The 18,927-nt window shown below is 61.0% G+C and carries 17 protein-coding genes; 9 read left to right on the top strand and 8 right to left on the bottom strand.

Translation table 11 applies throughout. The annotated features are described in order from the left end of the window. Positions 1 to 3: 3 nt before the first annotated feature. The 5 genes from WG900_RS12870 to WG900_RS12850 form a co-directional block, all read right to left on the bottom strand. A complete protein-coding gene (locus tag WG900_RS12870; protein ID WP_339967622.1) occupies positions 4 to 831 on the bottom strand; it encodes an SDR family NAD(P)-dependent oxidoreductase in 828 nt (275 codons plus the stop codon). A gap of 35 nt (positions 832 to 866) precedes the next feature. Further along, the gene (locus tag WG900_RS12865) at positions 867 to 1,289 is read right to left on the bottom strand and encodes a MaoC/PaaZ C-terminal domain-containing protein (RefSeq protein WP_339967620.1); all 423 of its coding nucleotides are present in this window, start codon (positions 1,287 to 1,289) and stop codon (positions 867 to 869) included. Positions 1,290 to 1,306: 17 nt separating this feature from the next. After that, positions 1,307 to 1,750 (bottom strand): MaoC family dehydratase N-terminal domain-containing protein, encoded by a 444-nt coding sequence (locus WG900_RS12860; RefSeq protein ID WP_339967619.1) that lies wholly within the window; start codon positions 1,748 to 1,750, stop codon positions 1,307 to 1,309. Positions 1,751 to 1,763: 13 nt separating this feature from the next. Continuing rightward, positions 1,764 to 2,951, bottom strand: coding sequence for a lipid-transfer protein (locus WG900_RS12855; RefSeq protein ID WP_339967617.1), 1,188 nt, complete (start codon positions 2,949 to 2,951; stop codon positions 1,764 to 1,766). An 81-nt stretch (positions 2,952 to 3,032) separates the two neighbouring features. Further along, the gene (locus WG900_RS12850; RefSeq protein ID WP_339967615.1) at positions 3,033 to 4,340 is read right to left on the bottom strand and encodes a GH1 family beta-glucosidase; all 1,308 of its coding nucleotides are present in this window, start codon (positions 4,338 to 4,340) and stop codon (positions 3,033 to 3,035) included. A gap of 139 nt (positions 4,341 to 4,479) precedes the next feature. On the opposite strand from WG900_RS12850, the gene WG900_RS12845 reads away from it, so the two are divergent. The 4 genes from WG900_RS12845 to WG900_RS12830 all read left to right on the top strand — a co-directional run bounded on the left by WG900_RS12845 (position 4,480) and on the right by WG900_RS12830 (position 8,809). Then, positions 4,480 to 5,751 carry a cytochrome P450 gene (locus WG900_RS12845; protein WP_339967613.1) on the top strand — a complete coding sequence of 424 codons (1,272 nt, stop codon included), beginning with the start codon at positions 4,480 to 4,482 and terminating at the stop codon, positions 5,749 to 5,751. A 65-nt stretch (positions 5,752 to 5,816) separates the two neighbouring features. Then, the gene (locus tag WG900_RS12840; RefSeq protein WP_339967612.1) at positions 5,817 to 6,539 is read left to right on the top strand and encodes a DUF2889 domain-containing protein; all 723 of its coding nucleotides are present in this window, start codon (positions 5,817 to 5,819) and stop codon (positions 6,537 to 6,539) included. After that, a complete protein-coding gene (locus WG900_RS12835; RefSeq protein WP_339967610.1) occupies positions 6,515 to 7,417 on the top strand; it encodes an enoyl-CoA hydratase in 903 nt (300 codons plus the stop codon). Before WG900_RS12840 ends, WG900_RS12835 begins: the two co-directional genes overlap by 25 nt. 42 nt (positions 7,418 to 7,459) lie before the next feature. After that, complete coding sequence (locus tag WG900_RS12830) at positions 7,460 to 8,809, top strand: MFS transporter (protein WP_339967608.1); 1,350 nt, start codon at positions 7,460 to 7,462, stop codon at positions 8,807 to 8,809. Positions 8,810 to 8,812: 3 nt separating this feature from the next. Here WG900_RS12830 and WG900_RS12825 read toward each other — a convergent pair whose 3' ends face one another. Continuing rightward, a complete protein-coding gene (locus WG900_RS12825) occupies positions 8,813 to 10,387 on the bottom strand; it encodes a GMC family oxidoreductase (RefSeq protein WP_339967606.1) in 1,575 nt (524 codons plus the stop codon). Between the two features lie 103 nt (positions 10,388 to 10,490). Between WG900_RS12825 and WG900_RS12820 the strand changes: the two genes are divergently transcribed. Next, complete coding sequence (locus WG900_RS12820; protein ID WP_339967604.1) at positions 10,491 to 11,129, top strand: TetR/AcrR family transcriptional regulator; 639 nt, start codon at positions 10,491 to 10,493, stop codon at positions 11,127 to 11,129. A gap of 37 nt (positions 11,130 to 11,166) precedes the next feature. Here WG900_RS12820 and WG900_RS12815 read toward each other — a convergent pair whose 3' ends face one another. Next, the gene (locus tag WG900_RS12815) at positions 11,167 to 11,823 is read right to left on the bottom strand and encodes a TetR/AcrR family transcriptional regulator (protein ID WP_339967603.1); all 657 of its coding nucleotides are present in this window, start codon (positions 11,821 to 11,823) and stop codon (positions 11,167 to 11,169) included. A 192-nt stretch (positions 11,824 to 12,015) separates the two neighbouring features. Between WG900_RS12815 and WG900_RS12810 the strand changes: the two genes are divergently transcribed. The 4 genes from WG900_RS12810 to WG900_RS12795 all read left to right on the top strand — a co-directional run bounded on the left by WG900_RS12810 (position 12,016) and on the right by WG900_RS12795 (position 16,626). After that, positions 12,016 to 12,441, top strand: coding sequence for a DUF2147 domain-containing protein (locus WG900_RS12810; protein WP_339967601.1), 426 nt, complete (start codon positions 12,016 to 12,018; stop codon positions 12,439 to 12,441). 206 nt (positions 12,442 to 12,647) lie between these two features. Next, a complete protein-coding gene (locus WG900_RS12805; RefSeq protein WP_339967600.1) occupies positions 12,648 to 13,787 on the top strand; it encodes an aldose epimerase family protein in 1,140 nt (379 codons plus the stop codon). A gap of 38 nt (positions 13,788 to 13,825) precedes the next feature. Then, positions 13,826 to 15,103 carry an alpha-galactosidase gene (locus WG900_RS12800; protein WP_339967598.1) on the top strand — a complete coding sequence of 426 codons (1,278 nt, stop codon included), beginning with the start codon at positions 13,826 to 13,828 and terminating at the stop codon, positions 15,101 to 15,103. 32 nt (positions 15,104 to 15,135) lie between these two features. After that, positions 15,136 to 16,626 carry an arylsulfatase gene (locus WG900_RS12795; protein WP_339967597.1) on the top strand — a complete coding sequence of 497 codons (1,491 nt, stop codon included), beginning with the start codon at positions 15,136 to 15,138 and terminating at the stop codon, positions 16,624 to 16,626. Between the two features lie 44 nt (positions 16,627 to 16,670). Here WG900_RS12795 and WG900_RS12790 read toward each other — a convergent pair whose 3' ends face one another. Next, positions 16,671 to 18,758, bottom strand: a complete 2,088-nt coding sequence (locus tag WG900_RS12790) for an alkaline phosphatase D family protein (RefSeq protein WP_339967596.1) — start codon at positions 18,756 to 18,758, stop codon at positions 16,671 to 16,673. Positions 18,759 to 18,927: the final 169 nt, after the last annotated feature.

Here is an 18,927-nt window from a genome sequence, read left to right as displayed (position 1 = left end):
AGATCAGGTGTTGATGCCGCCTCCGCAGAGAAGGACCTGGCCCGACACGTAATCGGACTCGGGAATGCAGAAGAGGTAGATAGCACCAGCTGCTTCTTCGGGCGTGCCTGCACGGCCAAGCGGTACCATCATCGGCAGCATGTTGATTGCCATGTCGGGCACACCGGCCTGGATCTCCTGGTCACCGATCTTCAGCTTCGACGCAGGATCGTCCATCGACTTGGTGAGGCGGGTCTCGATGAAACCAAAGGCAACGCAATTGACTGCGACCTTGTAGCGGCCCCACTCCTTGGACATCGTCTTGGTCATGCCGACCAGCGCCGACTTGGCCGACGAATAGTTGATCTGTCCGGCATTCCCGTTGGTGCCCGACATCGACGAGATATTGACGACCTTGCGCACGATCTCGCGCCCGGCAGCCTGATCGCCCTTGTAGAGTTCCTTGATGGTGTCGGCAGCGGCACGGAAGATCCGGAACGGTGCCTTGACGTGCACTTCCATCATCGCGTCGAATTGCTCGTCGCTCATCTTCTGCACCACACCGTCCCAGGTGTAGCCGGCGTTGTTGACGATGATTTCGATGCCACCGAAGTTATCGACGGCGGTCTTGACGAACCGGTCGGCAAACGCGGGATCGGTAACGCTGCCGACGCATGCGACGGCCTTGCCGCCGGCAGCAAGGATCGCATTGACCGTTTCTGCAGCAGGTTCCTCATCAAGGTCATTGACGACGACGCTCGCGCCTTCGCTTGCCAGTTTGAGTGCCAAAGCGCGGCCTATGCCGCGGCCGGAACCCGTGATAATTGCGGTCTTGCCTTCAAGCTTCTTCATGGAAATCCCCATTCTTCTATTCTTTTGCGGAGTGATCAGGCGCAGGCCACGACGGCTTCGCCGGTCAGGGTGACTGCGCCGTCATCGACGGTCGCAACCAGTTCGAGGCGGAGACGCTGCTCGCCGTCTTCCTCGAATTTTTCGATGATCTTGCCCTTGCACCTCACCGATGTGTTGACCGGTGTGATCGAGGCAAAGCGGACGCTGAAGCTGCGGATCCGGTCCTGCGGGACCCAGTTCGTCAGCAGCTGCGCGAGATAGGCCATCGACAGCATACCGTGAGCAAAGACGTCTTCTCGCCCAACCATTCGGGCGAAGTCGGAATCGATGTGCATCGGATTGGGATCGCCCGATCCGCCAGCAAACATGGCGAGCACCCAGCGCGTGATCGGACCGGCGTCGTGTTCCGGAATTTCGTCACCGACTGCCAGAGTGTTGAGTTCGGCTACCTGACTCATGATGAAAGCCCCTCTATTCAGTTTCGAACGACGATCACGGTCCGCGCGGTGACGCAGAGTTCGTCGTTCTGATTGTGGGCAGTCGTGTCCTGGACGATGAAGTCGAGCGCGCCGCCCTTCTTGTCGTAAATGTCGACGACCTTGGATTTCAGGCGAACGCGGTCGCCTGCATATATCGGCTTGTGGTAAGTGAAGGTCTGCTCACCGTGCAGGACGGCAGGCAAATTGATCCCCATTTCGGCGATCGAAAATTCCTTCGACTCTGCAAGATTGCCCAGCGAGAAGACGAAGGTGGGAGGAAGCGGAATGCCTGGCAGGCCCGCGGCCTTGGCAGCGTCGTTGTCGCAATAGATCGGATCGGTTTGCCCGGTTGCCATTGCGAACAGCTTGAGCTGTCCCGCTTCGACGTCGATGTACCGATCCTCGGTCTCGACGCCGATATATTTCTTGTCGATTGCCATCTCTGTCCTCCGTTCAGGCGCGGCCGTAAAGGGTGACGACGCAGGCGCCGCCAAGGCCAAGATTGTGTTGCAGGGCGTTTTCGAGGCCTTCGACCTGCCGCTTGTCGGCAGTGCCGCGCAGCTGGTGAGTCAGCTCGTAGCACTGGGCAAGGCCAGTCGCGCCAAGCGGGTGCCCCTTGGACAGGAGGCCGCCCGACGGATTTGTCACGTGCTTGCCGCCATAGGTGTTCTGCTCATCGCGAATGTACTGTTCGGCACCGCCTTCAGGGCAGAGCCCAAGCGCCTCGTAGGTCAGCAGCTCGTTGGCAGTGAAGCAGTCGTGAAGTTCGACAGCCTGGCAATCCTCGGGTCCGATGCCGCTCTGTTCGTAAACCTGGCGGGCTGCTTCACGGGCCATGTCATAGCCGATCAGCTTCATCATGCTCGGCTCGCCTTCAAACGTCGAAGCAAAGTCGGTGGTCATGGCCTGAGCCTTGATCGCCACGCCGGCATCAAGGCCGTGCTTTGCGGCAAAGGCAGGTGATACGAGAACCGCCGCTGCGGCGCCGCAGGTCGGCGGGCACGCCTGGAGGCGGGTGATCGGTCCATACAGGTGCTTGGACTCGAGCACTTCCTCGACGGTGACCGGGTCACGGAAGATCGCCAGCGGATTGTTCGCAGCATGTTTGCGCGCCTTCACCGAAATCATGGCAAAGACCTCGTCCGCCGTACCGTACCGCTTCTGGTACTCCGCGCCGCCGCCGCCGAACTGCTGGGCGGCCGGCGGAGCAGCGGGGTCGAAGCCCTGGGCCTCGAACTGCTTCGTCATGATCTGCTCCATCGGCGGCTTGCGGTCCTTGAAGACAAGGCCAAGCGCGCCCGGAACCATCTGTTCGAAGCCAAGGGCGAGGACGCAGTCCGCGGCGCCGCTCGCAACCATCTGACGCGCCAGATAGAGCGCGGTCGAGCCGGTCGAACAGTTGTTGTTCACATTGACGATCGGGATACCGGTGATGCCGACACGATAGAGCGCCGACTGTCCCGCAGTGCTGTCGCCATAGACGTACCCGACATAGGCCTGCTGAATTTTCCCGTAGTCGATCCCGGCATCCTGCAGCGCCATGCGCGCCGCCTTCTCTGCCATCACGTCCCAGTCTTCGCTCGCACCAGGCTTGGTGAAGGGGATCATCCCCACACCAGCAACGCGTACCTCGTTCGCCATGAATCAAACTCCTCTCTGAATGATTCGTTTTTTATTAAACGTTCATTCAAAATCAAGCCGTTTTTTGAATGGCGTTGATTCTTAGGTATTTCTTTTCGGGATTCCGCCCTTGATCAGGTCGCGGTAGGCGAAAAAGGACTGCTTCGGGCGCCTTGCGAGGTTGTCCGGCTCGACCCGAACAAGGCCGAATCGCTTCGCGAATCCCTCGGCCCATTCGAAGTTGTCGAGCAGGGACCAAGCGAAATAGCCTTGCACTCCGACGCCGGCAGCGCGGGCGTCGGCAAGGGCGGCAAGGTAGTCATGCAGATATTGCACCCGGGCAATGTCATTCAGCGCGTCCGGTTCGTCACCCTCATCGAGCCCAATGCCGTTTTCGGTCACGTAGAGCGGGACATCCGGGTATCGCTCGGCCACGGTTTGCAGCATGGCCGTGAAGGCCGGCGGGTCGATGTGCCAACCCATTCCGGTCAGGGGGACATCGGCAGGCGGAGCCCCTATTTCCTGTTCGCCTGCCTCGTTGGTGCGGATGTACATAGGCGCGTAATGGTTGACTCCGATAAAGTCGGTCCATGTGCCGACAGACGGCAAGTCGCCGGCCTGGATGACATCACCCAGCAGCATTTCCATCGGCGGCGGATAGGAGCCCGCAACCATGGCATCCGGGCAAGCCCAGTTGAACATCATGTCCATCATCATCGCACCACCCTCATCCTCGGGACGCTCAGGCCGCATCGGCCAGAAGGCGCCAACGATGCCGGTGGGAACGCCGGTGCTGCGAAGGGCCGGCAGGGCAGCGTGATGAGCGCGGCAGACATTGTGAATCGCCGCGAGCATGGCTGACGATTCCTTGACTCCGGGTGCATGGAGCCCGCCCCCGTAGCCGGACAGGGTGAATACACTTGGCTCGTTGAACGTGATGAACGCCTTGGCGCGGTCACCGAAACGGTCGGCCACGAATCGGGCGTAGTCTGCATACCAGTTGGCGACGTCCCGGTTGGCCCAGCCGCCGCGATCCTGCAGAGCCTGGGGAAGATCCCAGTGGTAAAGGCAGATCCAGGGATCGATTCCGCGTTCAAGCAATGCGTCGATCAAGCGGTCGTAGAACTCGGCTCCGCGCTCATTGGGCTGGCCAACGCCTTCCGGAAACAATCGCGGCCACGAAAGCGAGAACCGGTAAGCGCCAATTCCCAACTGCTCCATCAAGCCGATATCTTCAGGCCACCGGTTGTAGTGGTCGCAGGCCACCGCGCCGGTATCCCCGTTCGCGACTACGCCGGGCAACGCCGTGAACTCGTCCCAGATCGACTGGCCCCGCCCGTCTGCCTCGCTTGCACCCTCGATTTGATATGCCGAGGTCGAGACACCCCAGAGAAAATTGCTTCCAGTCATCCGATCATCCCTCACGTTTGTGTGAGCAAATTGACCACTTGGAAATTTATTGTCAACAACGACACCTCTCGAAAGTGGTTGCAGTTTTCTAATGAACGTTTAATCAAACACCGAGCATGCTTGATAGAGGAGCAAGATCGTGAGTATCTCGAAGGGACCGGCGCATGCGCCCATTTTCCAGCGTCCCGAATGTCTGGATCTGACGCGGCCGATCAGCTACCAGAACGGGCATCAGTGGGACGCCTATGCGCGCATGCGCACGGATGCTCCGATCTTCTGGCACGAACAGCCCGAACCCTATGAACCTGGCTTCTGGGTGATTTCACGTCATGCCGAGATATCTGCGGTTTCGAAGAACCCCGGCCTGTGGTCGTCAGCCAATGGCAGCCATCTGATGAGCCTTGGCGATCCAGAAACCATGGACACGGCGATTATCTCGGCCGTTGTCGGGAACATGGTCTCGATGGATCCGCCAGAGCACACGGCCTACCGCCGTATTGCAACATCCGAGTTCACTCCGCGAAAGATCAGTGAGTACGAACAGCGCATTCGCACCCATTGCCGCGAGACGATCGACCGGATTGCCGCCAAGGGCAGCTGCGATTTCGTTCTCGACGTTGCGCAGCAACTGCCGCTCTATACCCTGTCCGAGATCATGGGTGTGCCGGAAGAAGACCGCGCCCAGCTGATTGACTGGGCGAACATGCTTACCGGCTATGAGGATCCCGAATTCAAGCTGCCCGACGAGGAATTCATCGGGGCCATGATGCAAATCTTCGATTATGGCCGCTGGGCCATGCGTGGCCGGCGCGACAATCCGAAGAATGACCTGCTGTCGGTGATTGCCAATTCCCGCATCGAAGACGTCGAACTGCCCGATTACGTGCTCGATGGCTTTTTCCTGATCATGATCGTCGGCGGTAACGAGACAACACGAAACACGATTTCGGGCGGCCTGCTGGCTCTCGACCAGTATCCGGAGCAGCGCGAGGCGCTGATCATGGATCCATCGCTGATCCCCAACGCCGCCGAAGAGATGCTGCGATGGGTTTCCCCGGTTGTCTATTTCGCGCGCCGGGCAAAGGAAGACACCGTGCTTTCTGGTCAAAAAATCGCCGCCGGCGAAAAGGTCGTCATGCTTTACGGCTCGGCCAATCGTGATGAGTCGGTCTTTGACGATGCTGAGCGTTTCGACGTGCGCAGGCGTAACGCAAAAGAGCATCTGTCTTTCGGTGTCGGCCAGCACTTTTGTCTCGGTTCGGGCTTTGCCCGCCTCCAGATAAGGGTGATGTACGAGGAATTGCTTCGCCGCCTGCCCGATATCCGGGCTGCCGAAGCGCCCAGGCGCATGCAGTCGAACTTCATCATGGGCATCAAGAACCTGCCCGCAGTCTTTACTCCGGAGCGGTGATGCGGGTCAGTCGCAGCTCCCTTCCGATTACCGAGCCGGACTTTCCTCCGGTGCGGCGTCGCATCATGATTACAGCTGATGAACGCAGTGCGCGGACGGAGCTGGAGGATGACTACCACCGGATGGGAGTGAGGATCGAACATGACGGTTCGGTCGTGACGGCGATCCTGGGCGATTCCTCACGCCATCCCTGGCAGCTGTGCGCACGCGCCGTCGAAGAGTTGCCGGCCCTCGTGGGTGCCCCGCTGACGCCGGACTTTGTGATTGCCTCGCGCATGGCAAATGCACGCGACCACTGCACGCACCTGTTCGATCTGGCCGCGCTCGCAATCACGGCCGTCGCCCGGCAGACGCATCGCAGGATCTATGACAGCGTATGCAGTTATGACGGGGCCATCGCTCATCTTCGTCTTTACCGCGACGAAGTATTGTTGCTCGACTGGCGGGTCGATGGGAGCATTGTCCATAGCACCGACGAGGCCAATGAACGCGACTTGCGGCAGGGATTTGCCGAGTTCTGCAGGATCAGAATGGACCGGGAAAAAGCTGAGGCCTCACTGGCCCTTCGCCGCACGGCCATGATTGCGCAGGGCCGGGGCGTCGATCTTGACCAGCTCGAGGACGCGACCATTGTCGCCGATGCACTCGACGGGGCCTGTTACGCCCTACGCAAGGAGAAGGGTCCGCAGGCTCTGCGACTCAAGGGCGCAACCCGCAGCTTTGACGGCCCTCCCCCGCTCACTCCTCATTCGGAGACACGCAAATGGTTTTCGACCCCAAAAACCTGACCCAGGTTCGCTACGAATTGCCCGCGCCCGGCGTCGCGCGGATTGTTATGGCCCGGCCAGAACGGAAGAACGCCCAGGGCGTCACCATGACCTACGAGATCGACAGCGCCCTCGCCGAAGCCTGCCGCGATCCCGAGATCAAGGTCATCATCCTTGCGGGCGACGGGGATCATTTCAGTGCCGGGCATGATCTTTCCGGAACAGAGAGCACCATGCCGGACAGCGATCAGGCCACCGGCTTGTGGAACCATTTCGAGGGTCCCGGATGGGAAGGCTTCTACGCCCGTGAGCACGAGCTCTATCTCGATATTACCGAGCGCTGGCGCAATGCATCCAAGCCCACCATTGCCGAGGTCCAGGGCGCAGTCGTGTCAGGCGGCAACATGCTCGTCTGGGCCTGTGACCTGATCATTGCGGCCGACGATGCCCGTTTTCGCGACAACACGCCGGACATGGCCATGCCGGGTGCCGAATTCTTTGCCCACCCGTGGGAACTGGGCGTGCGCAAGGCGAAGGAGTGGCTGTTCACCTCCGACTGGCTGACCGCGCAGGAGGCGGAACGGCACGGGATGGTCAACCATGTCGTCGCGCGCGATGATCTGGCCGACTTCACCCTCGCGCTGGCGGGCCGGATCGCGGAGAAGGACCGCTTCACGCTGAAGCTGATCAAGGAAAGCGTGAATGCCGCGCAGGACGCGATGGGACGGCGGCAGGCGATGGCCGTGGCTTTCGCCAACCATCAGATCGGGCATCTTCAGAACCTGCTGGTGCGCGGCTTTCCGATCGACGCGTCCCGCCTTGCGCCATCGGTGCGCACGATGCTGGACCGGATGAAGGCGGAAGGAACCGGGTTCGGGCGCGACCCGCAGGACAGATAACAGACAGGGCCGGTCACGGCCCGCGAGCGAGAGGAGAGGCGAATGAGCACGCGGCGCATGCGGGCGGGATATGGCGTGGGCGATTTCGCCCTGAACCTCCACTGGAATGCGATCGGGATGTTCCTGATCTTCTTCTACACCGATCATCTGGGCCTCGCCCCGGCGGCGGCAGGGGCGACTTTTCTGGTGGCGAGCGTGTGGGACGCACTGCTCGATCCGCTGGCCGGGACGCTGGCGGACCGCACGCGGTCGCGGTGGGGGCGATTCCGCCCTTATATCCTGGTCGGTGGGCCGGTGCTGGCGCTCGCCCTGCCCCTCGCCTTCACCGACCCGGGCCTTACCGGCGCGGCGCTGACCGCATTCGTGCTGGCGAGCCACATGCTGCTGCGCACCGCCTATGCCTTTGTCTCCATCCCCTATGCGGCGCTGTCCGCGCGGATCGCCCGCGATCCCGACGAGCGCAGCCGCCTGGCGGGCGTGCGGATGCTGTTCGGCACGGCGGCAACGATCGTGTCGGCGGTTGCCATCCCGACCATCGCGGCGCAGACGCCGGGGGCCGACGGGTGGACGATCGCGGCAGGGATGATGGGGATGCTGTCGATCCTGGGGTTCGCCGCCTGCGTTGTCTGGACCCGCGAGCCGGTGGAGGTGGATACGCCACCGGTCAGCCGTGGCTGGCGGACGGAACTCGTCCGTGAGCTGTCCGCCTATGCCGCGATGGTACGAGCCAGCCCCTCACTGCGGCGGGTGATCGCGATCATCATGCTCACCTCCGTCGCGCTGACGATGTTCAGCAAGATGATCCTCTATTTCTTCAAATATGTGTTGATGGCGGAGGCGTCCGCCCCGCTCGCCCTGTTCCTGCTGACCGGCGGCGCGGCGCTGGCCATTCCTTTATGGGTGTGGCTGTCGATCCGGCGAGGGAAGCGGAAGGCATGGATGATCGCATCCTGGGCGGCGGCGGCGAACTTTGCCGGTTTCTATCTGCTCGGCAGCGCGTCGTTTACGCTAGCCTGCATCTTCCTGTTCCTGGTTGGGGCGACGACCAGCGCCTTTGCCGTGCTGTTCTGGTCGATGCTGCCCGACACGGTGGAGGAAAGCGAATTGGCGAGCGGCAGCCGGGGGGAGGCCAAGACATTCGGCCTCGCCATCTTTGCGCAAAAGACGGCGCTGGGCATCAACGGCCTGCTCGTCGGCCTGTTGCTGCCCGCGATCGGTTTCGTCGCCAACCGGCCGCAATCGGCGGAGAGCGTTCACGGCATCGTCGCGATTATGACGCTGATACCGCTGGCGGGTGTCGTGCTGGGGATGGCGGTGATGCGCGGCTACGGCCTGTCGGCGGACGCCCATGCGGCGATCCGGGCGCGGATCGGGGGAACCACCGCACCCTGATCCCTACCCCCGTGCGTCCTCCAGGATCATCGCCGCCGCCTTTTCCCCGATCATGATCGCGGGCGCGTTGGTGTTTCCGGAGATAAGGCGCGGCATGATCGACGCGTCGGCGACGCGCAGGCCGGCCACGCCGCGCACGCGCAGGCGCGGATCAACCACCGATGCGGGATCACCGCCCATCCGGCAGGTGCCTACCGGGTGATAGACCGACTCGGACAGCATCGCCGCGCTGGCCAGCAGGCTGGCGCTCGCTTCGACGTCCGCGCCGGGCATCACCTCCCGCTCCACGATGTCTGCCAGCGCTGGCTGGGCGAGAATGCGGCGGCTGATGCGGATGCCCGCGACCAGCGCCTCCTGATCGGCGGGGGCGGAGAGGTAGTTGGGGCGGATCACCGGCGGCGCGGCGGGATCGGCGGAGCGGAGCGTGACCTCTCCCCGGCTTTCCGGCCGCAACTGGCAGGGCGCGCAGGTCAGGCCCGGAAACCGGTCGAGATCGCCGCCCGCATAATCGCTTGTCGAAGCAGGCAGCATGTGAAGCTGGATGTCCGGCGAGGCGAGGCGCGTGTCGGATCGGCAGAAGACGACGACATGCGCCGCCGCCGAGGCGAACATGCCGCCGCGCGCCGTGGCATAGCGCCACATCTGGCCGAGGATCGCGGGACTGCGCACCACTTCGTTGAAGGTGGCCGAGGGGGTCAGGCTGGCGATCACCATGCTGGCGAGGTGATCCTGGAGATTGCGGCCGACATCGGGGGACTGCACCCGCGCCTCCACGCCCACCGCCGCCAATGCATCGCCATCGCCGATCCCCGACAGCATCAGGAGCTGGGGCGACCCGATCGCGCCCGCCGACAATATGATCTCCTCCAGCGCGACCGCGCGATGCGCTACGCCGCCGACCCGGTATCGCACCGCCGTCGCCCGCCCGTCCGCGATGTCCACTCCCTCGACCAGCGCGCCGGTGACGATGTGGAGATTGCCGCGCGTGCGCACCGGATCGAGGAACGCGGTCGCTGCCGAACAGCGCACGCCCCGGCGCATCGTCACCGGGGCATAGGCGACCCCTTCCTGCACCGCGCCGTTGGGGTCGTCATTATAGGGAATGCCCGCCTGGACACAGGCATCGACGAAGCGGCTCGAGACCGGATGCTGGCCCTGGGGATGCTCTACCCGCAGCGGGCCGCCGGAGCCGTGAAGCGGATCGTCGGCCCGGTCGCTGTCCTGCGATCGGCGGTAATAGGGGAGCACATCGTCATAGCTCCATCCGGTGCAGCCAAGCTGACGCCAGCCGTCGTAATCCTCCCTCTGGCCGCGGATGTAGAGCAGACCGTTGATCGTGCTCGATCCGCCCAGCACCTTGCCGCGCGGCCATTTGCGCCGCCGTCCGCCCAGATCCGGTTCGGTCTCGAAATTCCAGGAATAATGCGGGCTGTGCATCGTCTTGCCGAACCCGATCGGGATATGGAGCAGCGGATTGCGTGCCTTGCCTCCCGCCTCCAGCAGCAGCACGCGGTGACGTGGGTCGGCGCTCAGGCGATTGGCCAGCACGCAGCCCGCACTCCCCGCTCCCACTATCACGAAATCGAATTCCATCGGCCGCTCCCGCCATTTTATTTTCCAATTGGATGTTTAATCTCTTGCGCGAGCGGAATCCAGAGTGGCCATGCAATAATTTTGTCTTATGATCATTAGAATCTTAAAACAGGCGGGGCTGAATAACATGGCAAAGGCTGATATTGGCCCGAAACTGACAAAGCAGGAGCGCTTTGATAAGCGCCGGGTTGAGATCCTGAGGGGTGCGGCACGCGTCTTTGGCCGATTGGGCTACCACGGGACGTCCCTCAACAATCTCGGCACCGAGACAGAGATGACGCCCGCCGCGCTATATTATTATGTAAAATCCAAAGACGAGATGCTGCATGAATGTGGCAAGTTCGCTCTCGACCTGATCCAGACTGCGCTCGATGAGAGCAAGAACGGAGAGCGCAATGGTGCAACGCGCCTTCGCACCTTTTTTCGCAGTTATGCGCAGATCATGGGTGATGACTTCGGCCGCTGTTTTGTTCTGACGACACCGGAAGACCTGCCTTCGGACATGGAAGCGCTCAACCGCGAAGGCCGGCGCAATCTCGACCGGGCCATCCGCGAGATGATTGAAGAGGGGCGTGCCGACGGTTCGATAAAGGATGTTTCCGGCAGGCTTCTGGCCGACATCCTCTTTGCAACATTCAATGCAATCGCCCGGCGACCTCTCGGCTATCGCGGCATGGTGCCGGACGATCTTGCCGACAGCTATCTGGACATCATCCTGGGCGCTTGAACATCTCTCCGGCAGTCACTCCATTTGGCGACACATATTACTGCTCCGGAATGAACATTGCGATCATGGCCTCGATGTGTGCCTCTACCCGTTCCTGCGACGATGGGTCATCATTCCAGATCAGCTTGAGCTCAGGCGAGAGCGCGTAGGGGAGCTGCGCGGCACCGATCGCCATGTAGATCAGCGAAAGCGTATCGACCGGCGGCAGAACGCCCTTGTCCTGAAGCATCTTGATCGCGGCGAACCCTGCCATGTGCTGTTTGCGGGTAAATTTCTCGGTCACCCAGGCAAGACGTTTGCTTCCCCGGGCGGCTTCCTGGATCATCAGTCGATGATGTTCCGGGTGCTGCGCGGAGTATCGCACATATTTGCGCAGACCTACCCGGGCGTATTCGATCAATTGCGCATCGGTGATCTCTGCCGGAACCGCCGGCATGGCAAGCTCGCGTTCCATACGCTCAAACAGGAATTCGACCGCTGCTGCCCACAAGTCTTCCTTCGTGGAATAATAGTAGGTCACCATGGTATGCGTGACGCCTGCCCGCCCGGCGATTGTCCGGACAGATGCGGCATCGAAACCGCGTTCGGCGAAAACGATCAGCGAACTGGCCAGAATACGGTCGCGCACATCGACGGCTTCCAGTTCATCGAGCCGCGGCCTGCCCCGGCGCCGCTTCGGCAATTTTTCGCTCAATTCAGCCCCCTTTGCAGTCCCGTCTGTCGCACAGCCATATAAATTAACTTTCCGAACGGAAAATAATATGTAAGCAAGCATAAGCGCTTTCTGTGGAGTCGCCTACGAGCGATGACGCCCGGTAGTCAAATGGCTGCATTTCTGCCTGCTGCCTCACGGGATGCGAGTGAAGTCTGATTGTGGAGAGTTACTATGAAATCACTGGTGATTGCAGGCATTGCCGCAGCGCTGCTGGGATCGTCTGCCTCAGCGCAGGACAAGAATCCTGTTTATGGCGTATGGTCGGCAAAGGCCATGGGCGGCGTTGAAATCGAAATCTCGCCATGCGGCGAAGCGCTGTGCGGAACATTCACGAAGTTCTTCCGTGAAAAGCCCGACGCGCCAATGCTGGACGAGCAGAACGAAGACGCTGCGCTCCGCAGCCGGCCGCTGATTGGTGTGAAATTCATCGAAGGCATGCGCGGCGGGCCGTCGGAGTGGACCGGCGGGAAGATCTATTATCCCAACACCGGTTCGTCCTATGACGCGTCACTGGCCCTCGTTTCGCAAGACCAACTCAAGCTCAAGGTCTGTCTGGGTACGACCTGCCGCGAGCAAGTCTGGACCCGGAAAAGCTAGACGCGCTTCGCCCTCTTCTCCCAGGGACGGTCGGATGCGCTTCGCGTCCGGCCGTTTTTTGCGTGCTTGCTATGGACAGCTCCTGACAAGAGCCACACGAAAAATATCCTTGGGCTCTCGTTTCTCATATAAATCTGTTTTATATGATCACAGATCGGATTCAGATTCGGCTAAGCTGAGAGGAACTTTCGTGAACCAGTCGCGCGATGCATTTCTTTGTCGAAGGAAAAGCTGACGTGGCTATTGACGGATCGTCCCTATCTGCCCCGGCAAGTTTCGGCAATTTGCCTGACGGCAGGACCGTAAAGGTTGTCCGGATCGCAAACTGCAATGGCGTCGAGGCCCGCATTCTGACCTGGGGCGCGACACTTCAATCCTTGATAGTGCCAGAGGCGTTCACCAGGCCCGTCGATGTCGTGCTGGGATATCCTGACATGGGCGGTTACCTGAAGGATTCCGCCTACCTCGGTTCGACGATAGGCCGGGTTTCCAACCGGATTGCGAACGGCCGAATTTACCTCGATGGCGTATGGTACGAACTGATCCGCAACTGCGGGAACTACACTCTGCATGGAGGGGCATCGGGCTTCAATTCTGAAATATGGGATATCGTTTCGATCGATTCCCGTTCGGTCCGCCTGGCGATGGTAAGTCCGGATGGAGACCAGGGGTTTCCGGGAACCCTGCGAGTTGAGGCAGAGTTCAGAATTGACGATCGCAATCGGCTGCACATATCCTATTTCGCGAGGACGGACCGACCCACTGTCGTCAATTTGACCAATCACACCTATTGGAATGTGTTCGGCGTCGACCAGCCCGGCAGGGCCATTGACCAGACCCTTCAGGTCAACGCTGACCATTTTCTGCCGACAGGGACGGACGCGATCCCGACCGGTGAAGTGCGCGCCGTTGACGCAAGTCCATTCGATCTGCGCGAGCCGGTGCCCATATCGGATGCCATTTCATCACAGGACCCGCAGATTAATGCCTCGAATGGGCTGGACCACAGTTGGGTCCTGAACGGGGGAGACTTGGGCAGGATTTCCGATGAGCTACCGTTTGCTGCAGCCTTGCGTGACCCGGCATCGGGGCGTGGTCTGGAATTTCACACCAATCAGCCAGCCATGCAGATCTACTCGGGAAATCACCTTAATTCGGCACGAAAGGGCAAGTACGGCCAGCACTATCGAGCTCGGCACGGCATAGCTCTGGAACCTCACGGATATCCGGACAGCCCAAACCAGCCTGGCTTCCCATCTATCCGGCTGAACCCAGGCGAAGTTTACAAGAACCTGACCTGCGTCGCTTTGACTGGCGTCTCAGGCGCTATTGCCGCGCGGAGATAGGCGACGTTGGGCAACCCAATTCGAATGGGAGAGTACGTATGAAAAAGATTGCTACAATCCTGGCCTGCGTGGCGTTTGCCGGCATGGCCCAGGCGCAGCAGACCTTGCCTGATCCCGCACGTGACTATGGCTCCAATACGGCAGGCTATATGTTTGCTGACGTGCTTGCGGCGCGGGACAATCCGGCGTTCAACCGGGCCATCGCTGCGACTCCGCCAATGGGCTGGAACAGCTGGAACGCTTTTCGCTGCGACGTGGATGAGACCAAGATCCGGGCCATGGCCGACAGTATGGTTTCATCGGGTCTAGCCAAGGCGGGCTACCGCTATCTTGTCATCGATGACTGCTGGCAATCCAGTCGCAACAAGGACGGCGTGCTGGTGCCGGATGCAAAGCGCTTCCCGTCAGGGATGAAAGCCTTGTCCGACTATGTTCATGGCAAGGGGCTCAAGTTCGGCCTCTATTCGGCCGCGGGCTACAAGACATGCCAGGGCCGGCCAGGCAGCCGGGGCTACGAATGGACGGACGCACGCACATTCGCCGATTGGGGCGTTGATTATCTCAAGTACGACTGGTGCTACATGCCCGCCTGGCAGGAGCCATTCGATGCCTATGCCCGAATGCGTGACGCGCTTGTTGCGACCGGTCGACCAATTTACTTCAGTGCCTCGGCAGGTCTGCGACCCGATGTCCTTGAATGGGCACCCCAAGCCGCGCACAGCTGGAGATTCAACAAGGACATACGCCCCTGTTGGGATTGCACGGGAGACAGAGCGGCAAATGGCATCATGTCCGTGCTCGACCGGGCATCCCAGCTTCAGGTAGCCCTTCGCGTCCGCCCCGGAAGCTGGTCGGACGCCGACATGCTGGAAGTCGGCAATCACGGCCTGAGCATGGCTGAGCAGCGCGCGCATTTTGCCTTGTGGGTGCTGCTGGCCTCGCCGCTGATGATCGGCACAGATCTTCGCACTCTGGATCCTGAGGCACTCGACCTTCTGCGAAATCCCGCTCTCGTCTCCGCCCACCAGGATCCGCTCGGCATGGCCGGATTCCGGTATCGCGATTTCGGCGATACCGAGATCTGGCGCCGCTGGCTCAAGGATGGAGCCGACGGGAAGCGCCGCGACATGTTTGTCCTCCTGAACAGGGGCAACCAGGCCCGGGAAATTGAACTCGAAGTCGATCCGGACACCGTCGTCAGCGACATGATGGCCAGCATGGTCGCCGTGCCGGTGATCGGCCAAAGCGTCAAACTGACCGTCCAGCCACATTCGGCGACTGTGCTGCATGTTGCCGGAATGCGTTTCAAGAATTGAGGGGGAAAACCGTGAAACGACTCTCTACCCCCGTGCTGATCGTGGCAGGCCTTTCGACCCTGTCCGGGCCCGCCTTGGCCAAGCCTGCAGAAAGCCTTGCCGGCTCCAGGCCAAATGTCCTGTTCATCCTGGCCGATGACCTGGGCTATGGAGATATTGGGGCATTCGGGCAGCGGATAGTGCCCACACCCAATCTCGACCGCCTTGCCAAACAGGGCCTTCTGCTGACTCAGCATTATGCAGGGTCAACAGTCTGCGCACCGTCGCGCGCTTCACTGATGCTTGGGAGGGACACGGGCCACACACCGGTCCGGGGCAATATGGAAATACGCGGTGATGATGAGGCATCAAGCGGTCAGGCACCACTTCCTGCCGGCAGCTTCACTCTTGGCACACTGTTCAAGAACGCGGGCTACCAGACAGCAGCGATCGGCAAGTGGGGCCTCGGCGCAACAGCGAGCAGTGGCGCACCGAACCGGCAGGGCTTTGACTTCTTTTTCGGATATACCGACCAACGTGCGGCGCACAGCTATTTCCCGCAGATCTTGTGGCGCAACGACCAGATCGTCAAACTGGCCAATCCCAAAATTCCGAGGGCGGACAAATTGCAGGGCGATCCTGCCGATCCGGCAAGCTATGCACGGTACGTCGGCCCCGACTATGCCCAGGAACGAATGACAAAGGAAGCAGAGGCCTATCTGGCGTCAAGGAAGGGCGGGCAACCCTTCTTCCTGTACATGGCCTACACCTTGCCGCATGCGGCGATGCAAGTGCCCTTTGCCGAACGCGACCGCTTTCGTTCAATCCCGGAAACCGGCCCATACCTGGGCCGGCCCTATACACCCCAACAATATCCTCGCGCAGCCCGGGCGGCGATGGTTGCACGACTGGATGCCGACGTCGGGCGGCTGATGGCTTCGCTGCGCTCGAATGGACTGGATCGCAATACGCTGGTTGTTTTCACCAGCGATAACGGACCCACGGTCGAGGGCGGACAGGACCTCGATTTCTTCAAATCATCAGGTCCGCTACGCGGCCGCAAGCGCGATCTCTACGAAGGAGGCGTCAGGGTACCGACAATAGCCTGGTGGCCCAGACACATTGCGGCAGGCGCACGTAGTGAGGCCGTCACAGCATTCTGGGATTACATGCCTACCTTCGCGGCTTTGACGGGGACACGTGCACCCCGTTATCCGGAAGGCACATCATTCCTCTCTGTTCTGGCTGGCCGCGGCCTGACAAATCGTCCTCCACTCTATTGGGAGTTCCACGGAACGGGCGCGGTACCGCACCTGCAGGCTGTGCGCTTCGGAGACTGGAAGGCCGTTCGCAAATGGCCATCCAGTACGCCCGGGAAAGCTGCGCCCATTGAACTGTACAACCTGAAAGCCGATCCGGCCGAGGAACGCGATGTTGCGCCGCGCAATCCGGCACGGGTCGCACAGGCGGCGCGCCTGCTGAACAAGCGGACGCAGTCACCGGAAGGAGGCTGGAACTTCGACAAGGCCGCCGAAGACGAATAACGGGAAAAGGGCCGGGAAATCCATTTTCCCGGCCCCCTACCTAATCAGAGTTCGGACAGGGAAACTTTGTAAGGCCAGCCGGGATACTGGCTGCCAGCTTCTGTATCCGCGCTGTTCCATGGCCAGCACTCGAGTTGCACCGTGCCTTCGTTCGTGTCCACGATCGCCATACCGAAGCCTTCGCGCTTTAGGGCCCGGTCCATGATCCGCTGTGTGCGTCCCTGCTTGTACTTACGGTATTCGGCAAGACTGATGCGGGGCTGAGCAACTGCGAGCATACGCAGCTTGTTGCCAAAGCCATCGACGAAGTCGCCAGTATTGGGAACGCCCGGACGTGCATTGGGGAGGGCTTGGGCGGGTTCGAACCAGCGTTGCCATCCTACGCCTCCAGCTGGCCCGGTGAACTGCAGGGGGCCATCGTCGTAGGTATCTATCCCGTGGCGGACCAAAGATGCCATGTGCTGATCGCCGGAAAGCATCAGGGCCTTGCATTCCTTCACGAGCTGGACGGCGACCCGGCGTGCATATGTCGGAAAACCATTGGAGTCGAAGTCAATCAGCGGATGACCTTCCGGCGTGGTCTGCGAGCAGGCCCAGACCGTCTGGGTCAGCACCACCTTGGGCAGGCCTGGTGCCATCGATTTCCATTCCCTCAGGAAGCGCTCCTGTCGCTCTCCGAGCAGCTGACCCTCATAGACGTCGAAGTCGTCGCCTTGCATCACGCCGGTTTTGAACTTGCGATCCTCGAGGATGGCAAAGCTGACGCCGCCATAGACGAATGCTCCGTAGTAGACCGATATGCCCTGATCTACCGGACTTGGGTCGAAGGGATCCGGATTGTGTCCGGTCTCAACCCGCTCCAGAGTACGAATATACTCAACCGGCTTGGTATAGCCGCCCCGGTTGCGATCGCGCTCAGGAGCGGCACGACCGCCATTACCCCAGTAGTTGGGCTGATAATAATCGTGATCATCCATGAGTACGATCGTAGGCCGCCCTGCAGTCAGGTCACGAAACGCCCAGCACCACAGCAGCCATTTATAAAGGCCGTCGAGGCAGACCTCCTCTGCCGCAGAAGCACTCTCATCGTCACTCAGCCCGCGAGTGGGGAACTGTTCGTAGAACTGGTCTCCACAGATGACCAGGAGATCTGGCTTCTGACGCGCGGCTCCGCGCGTCAATGGACTGTGCGGAAAGATGATGGAGTTAGGGTCAAACCGGCCCGTAGCTGTGGCGGTGGGGAGCTCCAGCGGCTCGGGCGGGCCGTCCAGGGCTCGCAGCGTTGCAGCAACGCAACTAAAGAGACCAATGCGTAACGGACGGCCCCTAGGCTCCGCTGCAATGTTGCCCTCGCGCAGGAATGTGTTGCCTGCAACTTCCAGACGCACGCGAAAATCAGCAGCCCGGGACATGTCCCACTGCTCGACCCTGAACTGGGCGCAGGCACCCTGACCCACAGGCGCTTTCGCAACAGTCTGCCATGCGCCTTTGCCCCGACGCACCTGCAGCTCCGCGAGAGCCTGATCGCCCTCGCCCAGCGGAATGCATTGGGCGCTCATTTTCAGGATCCTGTCCGAAAGCGAGTAGAGCGTCGAAACGACCGGCCCCAAGCCTCGCTCTGGCCGGACTGAGAGCATGTCCCCGCCTGCAAGGGGGATGCCGAAGCGCCATCCGCCTGCATCGCTGCACTGGACAGCGGCAAGCATAAGGCCGCCAGCAATCCTCTCGGCCGAGAGCCCGTTAAGCAGTTCTTCTGCCAGCAGCGTGCCGTCTTTGCCGCGCAGAAAGAGGCGGGCTTCAAACGCATCGCCTGCAACCTTATTCACTGAGAGGTGAAGAGTCACATCCTCGGGTAATGTGCGTCCGGAGAATGCGAGGTTGGTGCGAGAAAGCAGGGGCGCGAATCGTGCCGATCCTTTCTCATCGGAATGTTCACGAAATGACAGTTTGCCGGCACGATCCACGACGGCGAGGAAGCCTCCACCCCGTCCGGAATAGGCCTGGACGAGAGCAGCGCCGCGATAGTCAAGCTTGCCGCCCCCCGCTCCGACCAGAAATCCGGCTCCGGAATCTGCCGGACCCTTCGCGTCAGCGCTGATCGGTACCGCGAGATGAGCCACGCTTCCCGTCATTGAGAGCTCAAGTGTGAGCAGGGACGCTGTAGACAAAGGCCTGACACCTCGCATTGGCCGGCAGACGAGGGAGCCGTCTGACGTTGCCCAATCCTGGAGCCTGTTTCCCCATAACGCTGGACCGAGCCACCGCCGCCGACCGGGCATCCGGTTAGCGATTGGCTTGAGC

The sequence above is a fragment of the Novosphingobium aquae genome (assembly GCF_037572715.1).
GTDB lineage: Bacteria > Pseudomonadota > Alphaproteobacteria > Sphingomonadales > Sphingomonadaceae > Novosphingobium > Novosphingobium aquae.
Note: the sequence above shows the minus strand (reverse complement) of the source record. Positions and strands in the feature narration are given on the sequence as shown.

Coding starts and splice junctions, on each gene's coding strand:
- WG900_RS12865 (WP_339967620.1), bottom strand. CDS start 1,289: ATGAGTCAGGTAGCCGAACTCAACACTCTGGCAGTCGGTGACGAAATT.
- WG900_RS12790 (WP_339967596.1), bottom strand. CDS start 18,758: ATGACGGGAAGCGTGGCTCATCTCGCGGTACCGATCAGCGCTGACGCG.
- WG900_RS12800 (WP_339967598.1), top strand. CDS start 13,826: ATGAAAAAGATTGCTACAATCCTGGCCTGCGTGGCGTTTGCCGGCATG.
- WG900_RS12805 (WP_339967600.1), top strand. CDS start 12,648: ATGCATTTCTTTGTCGAAGGAAAAGCTGACGTGGCTATTGACGGATCG.
- WG900_RS12830 (WP_339967608.1), top strand. CDS start 7,460: ATGAGCACGCGGCGCATGCGGGCGGGATATGGCGTGGGCGATTTCGCC.
- WG900_RS12835 (WP_339967610.1), top strand. CDS start 6,515: ATGGTTTTCGACCCCAAAAACCTGACCCAGGTTCGCTACGAATTGCCC.
- WG900_RS12810 (WP_339967601.1), top strand. CDS start 12,016: ATGAAATCACTGGTGATTGCAGGCATTGCCGCAGCGCTGCTGGGATCG.
- WG900_RS12870 (WP_339967622.1), bottom strand. CDS start 831: ATGAAGAAGCTTGAAGGCAAGACCGCAATTATCACGGGTTCCGGCCGC.
- WG900_RS12860 (WP_339967619.1), bottom strand. CDS start 1,750: ATGGCAATCGACAAGAAATATATCGGCGTCGAGACCGAGGATCGGTAC.
- WG900_RS12820 (WP_339967604.1), top strand. CDS start 10,491: ATGATCATTAGAATCTTAAAACAGGCGGGGCTGAATAACATGGCAAAG.
- WG900_RS12850 (WP_339967615.1), bottom strand. CDS start 4,340: ATGACTGGAAGCAATTTTCTCTGGGGTGTCTCGACCTCGGCATATCAA.
- WG900_RS12840 (WP_339967612.1), top strand. CDS start 5,817: ATGATTACAGCTGATGAACGCAGTGCGCGGACGGAGCTGGAGGATGAC.
- WG900_RS12855 (WP_339967617.1), bottom strand. CDS start 2,951: ATGGCGAACGAGGTACGCGTTGCTGGTGTGGGGATGATCCCCTTCACC.